The 3,293-nt window shown below is 62.5% G+C and carries 4 protein-coding genes and 1 pseudogene; 1 reads left to right on the top strand and 4 read right to left on the bottom strand.

What is annotated here, in order from left to right; translation table 11 throughout:
• From EOA36_RS31560 to fabD, 4 genes are all read right to left on the bottom strand, one after another.
• Window positions 1-508 (bottom strand): beta-ketoacyl synthase N-terminal-like domain-containing protein (locus EOA36_RS31560; RefSeq protein ID WP_281040099.1); only part of this gene is annotated, 508 nt, incomplete at its 3' end.
• 34 nt (window positions 509-542) lie between these two features.
• The gene (locus EOA36_RS31555; RefSeq protein WP_006203723.1) at window positions 543-779 is read right to left on the bottom strand and encodes an acyl carrier protein; all 237 of its coding nucleotides are present in this window, start codon (window positions 777-779) and stop codon (window positions 543-545) included.
• A 212-nt stretch (window positions 780-991) separates the two neighbouring features.
• Window positions 992-1,729, bottom strand: coding sequence for a 3-oxoacyl-[acyl-carrier-protein] reductase (gene fabG / locus EOA36_RS31550; RefSeq protein WP_127280775.1), 738 nt, complete (start codon window positions 1,727-1,729; stop codon window positions 992-994).
• A 57-nt stretch (window positions 1,730-1,786) separates the two neighbouring features.
• Window positions 1,787-2,728, bottom strand: coding sequence for an ACP S-malonyltransferase (fabD, locus tag EOA36_RS31545; RefSeq protein WP_127280774.1), 942 nt, complete (start codon window positions 2,726-2,728; stop codon window positions 1,787-1,789).
• Between the two features lie 244 nt (window positions 2,729-2,972).
• Here fabD and EOA36_RS31540 point away from each other — a divergent pair.
• Window positions 2,973-3,293, top strand: a pseudogene (locus EOA36_RS31540) (hypothetical protein); the annotation flags it as partial.

Here is a 3,293-nt window from a genome sequence, read left to right as displayed (position 1 = left end):
AAGCGGTGACGACAGCGTGGTTGGGGCCTTTCAATCCGTGCCGGATCGAAACCTGGCCCGACACGAGATTGATGATGTTTCCGGGAATGAAGAATGGGCTGATGCGGCGCGGGCCGCGTTCCTTCAGGATGATCGCGTTCTCGGCGATGCCCTCGAGACCGCCGATGCCGGAGCCGATCAGCACACCGGTGGCGCAACGCTCTTCTTCGGTGGAAGGCTGCCAGCCGGAATCCTTCAGCGCTTCATCGGCGGCCGCGATCCCGTACAGGATGAAGTCGCCGATCTTGCGAAGTTCCTTCGGCTCGAGAATGGCTTCGGGATTGAGCGTACCGTTGGAGCCGTCGCCACGCGGAATGACGTGGGCGATCTTGCAGGCAAGATCGTCCACTTCGAACTCGGTGACGCGCTTGGCAGCGCTGCGGCCGGTCAGCAGTTGCTTCCAGCCGTGCTCGAAGCCCATGCCGAACGGCGAAACCAGGCCAAGGCCCGTGACGACGACACGCCTCATCGCAGGTCCTCCCCGGTGACGACTGCGGAAAGCGTCAGGCCGAAGCCTTGTCGATGTACTTCACCGCATCGCCAACGGTCAGAATGGTCTCTGCTGCGTCGTCGGGGATCTCGACGCCGAATTCTTCTTCGAACGCCATGACGAGTTCAACCGTGTCGAGGCTGTCAGCGCCCAGATCATCGATGAAGCTCGCCTGCTCCGTCACTTTGTCGGCATCGACGCCAAGGTGCTCGATGACGATCTTCTTGACGCGCTCTGCGGTGTCACTCATTTGGGGCATCCTCGTCTTTTGTTTGTCTGTCTTCGTTAGCGGGCGGAATGCCGCTAATCAAGCTGAAAGATGGTCCTGCCGGAAACGCAACGGCCACGGACCGGTTTTTGCCCGAACCGCCGGGTTGCGGGCCGCATTACACGAAAAATTGCCGAGGTCCAAGCCGAAATGGTGGGTTTTCACAGCGCGGCGATGTTGCTGCCGGAGCTCGCTCAGATCATCGCCATGCCGCCATTCACGTGGATGGTTTGCCCGGTTACGTAGGCGGCCTCGTTCGAAGCCAGATAAGCAACGGCGGACGCCACTTCGGCACTGGTGCCCATGCGCTTCGTCGGGATCGCCGTCATGATCGCCTCTTTCTGCTTCTCGTTGAGCTTGTCGGTCATCGCCGATTCGATGAAGCCCGGAGCGACGCAGTTGACGGTGATGTTGCGGGTGGCGATTTCCTGCGCCAGCGATTTGGACAAGCCGATCATGCCGGCCTTGGAGGCGCAGTAGTTCGCCTGGCCGGGATTGCCGGTCACGCCGACCACCGATGTGATGTTGATGATGCGGCCATGGCGGCGGCGCATCATCGGGTGGGTCAGTTCACGGGTCAGCCGGAAAACGGCGGTGAGATTGACCTCCAGCACCGTATCCCAGTCGGCGTCCGACATGCGCACGAACAGGCCGTCCTTGGTGATGCCGGCATTGTTGACCAGGATATCGACGCCCTCGAGATCGGCCTCCGCCTTCTGGCCGAGTGTCTTGACCTCGTCACGGTTCGACAGGTTGGCCGGGAACAGCTTGACCCGATCGCCCAGTTCGGAGGCCAGCGTTTCCAGTTTCTCGACGCGCGTGCCGTGCAGGCCGACGATCGCGCCCTGCGCATGCAGCACCCTGGCGATCGCCTCGCCGATGCCCCCCGATGCGCCGGTGACAAGCGCCTTGCGGCCGGTCAATTCGAACATTTTTGTCTCCAGGTTGAGAAGAGGGCGCCCCTTATAGGGATGGTCTCAAATGGCGCTTTATGCAAGCGCCGCAAGTGCCGCCTCGACCTCGGCCGAGGAACCGACGGACGCGGTGGCGATATCGCGGTTGATGCGGCGAGCCAGTCCCGAAAGCACCTTGCCGGCACCGATCTCGTAAAGCGTGGTGATGCCGTTGGCGCCGAACCATTCCACCGTTTCGCGCCAGCGCACGCGACCGGTCACCTGCTCGACCAAGCGCCCGGCGATCTCGTCGGGATCGGTCGACGGCTGCACCGATACGTTGGACACGACGGGAACGACTGGCGCGGTCTTTGCCACGCCGGCAAGCGCCTCGCGCATGACGTTGCCCGCCGGCGCCATCAGCGCCGAATGGAAGGGCGCCGACACCTGCAGCATCAGCGCACGCTTGGCGCCCTTATCGGTGCACAGTTTCGCTGCCAGCTCGACCGCGACCTTTGCACCTGAGATGACCAGCTGGCCGCCGCCATTGTCGTTGGCGATCTGGCAAATCGAGCCCTTAGCGGCCTCGGCGCAGGCATCTTCGACATCGGCCTGCTCCAACCCGATGATCGCCGCCATGGCGCCCTCGCCGGCCGGCACCGCCACCTGCATGGCGTTACCGCGAATGCGCAGCAGACGAGCGGCATCGGCGACGGAAACGAAGCCGGCGGCGGCGAGTGCCGAATATTCGCCCAGCGAATGGCCGGCGACATAGGCGACCTGGTCCTTCAGCGAGAAACCGCGCGCTTCCAGCGCCCTGATCGCCGCCAGCGATACCGCCATCAGGGCCGGCTGCGCGTTGGCCGTCAGCGTCAAGGTCTCTTCGGGACCTTCCCAGATCAGCTTCGACAGGTTTTCGCCGAGCGCATCATCGACTTCCTGGAAGACCCTGCGCGCTTCGGGAAAGGCATCGGCGAGGTCCTTGCCCATGCCGACAGCCTGGCTGCCCTGTCCTGGAAAGGTAAATGCGACGGCCATGCGAGGGCTCCCCAGACTGGTTCTGCTTGCGTGATACTACGAATTTTCCCTGCCTGTGACGCAAGGCAGGCCGCCAAGTCAAGCCACTTCAGCCCATGCCGAGGGCCGTATCCTTGAGCGAGTGCCTGTTCCGAAAGGGCTTTTTGGCGATCACACCTGATGAAAACCGCTCACGAATCGTTTGCTGGCTCTTCTTATTTCCGTCACAGGCGCTAGCTTTGCGTGACAATTATATGACAATCGAATGACGTGGGTTGTCTTTGGGTGGGAAGTTAAAGTGGCAAAGAGTTCGAAACGTGCCGGCAACGCCGCGCCGCAATTCCTGGAAGACGATCCGTCCACCGGCTATCTGCCGGGCCGGAGATGGCCGGTCGTCCGCTACGGGCTGATCAGCCTGGCGATCTCGGCCGTCATGGTGTTCGCCATCGAACTGATCGTGCGCGGTGATGTCGCCGGCACCGTTTCCTTCTTCCTGCAGCCGTTCAAGCCGGGCTGGACCACCATCGTCGTGTTCGCGCTGGTCCTGATCGGCCTCGATGCCGTGCTCGGCCGCAGTCATCAAAGC

Origin of the sequence: Mesorhizobium sp. M8A.F.Ca.ET.021.01.1.1, assembly GCF_003998025.1 — a bacterium.
Taxonomy (GTDB): Bacteria; Pseudomonadota; Alphaproteobacteria; order Rhizobiales; family Rhizobiaceae; genus Mesorhizobium.
This window is presented reverse-complemented; position numbering and strand designations above follow the sequence as displayed.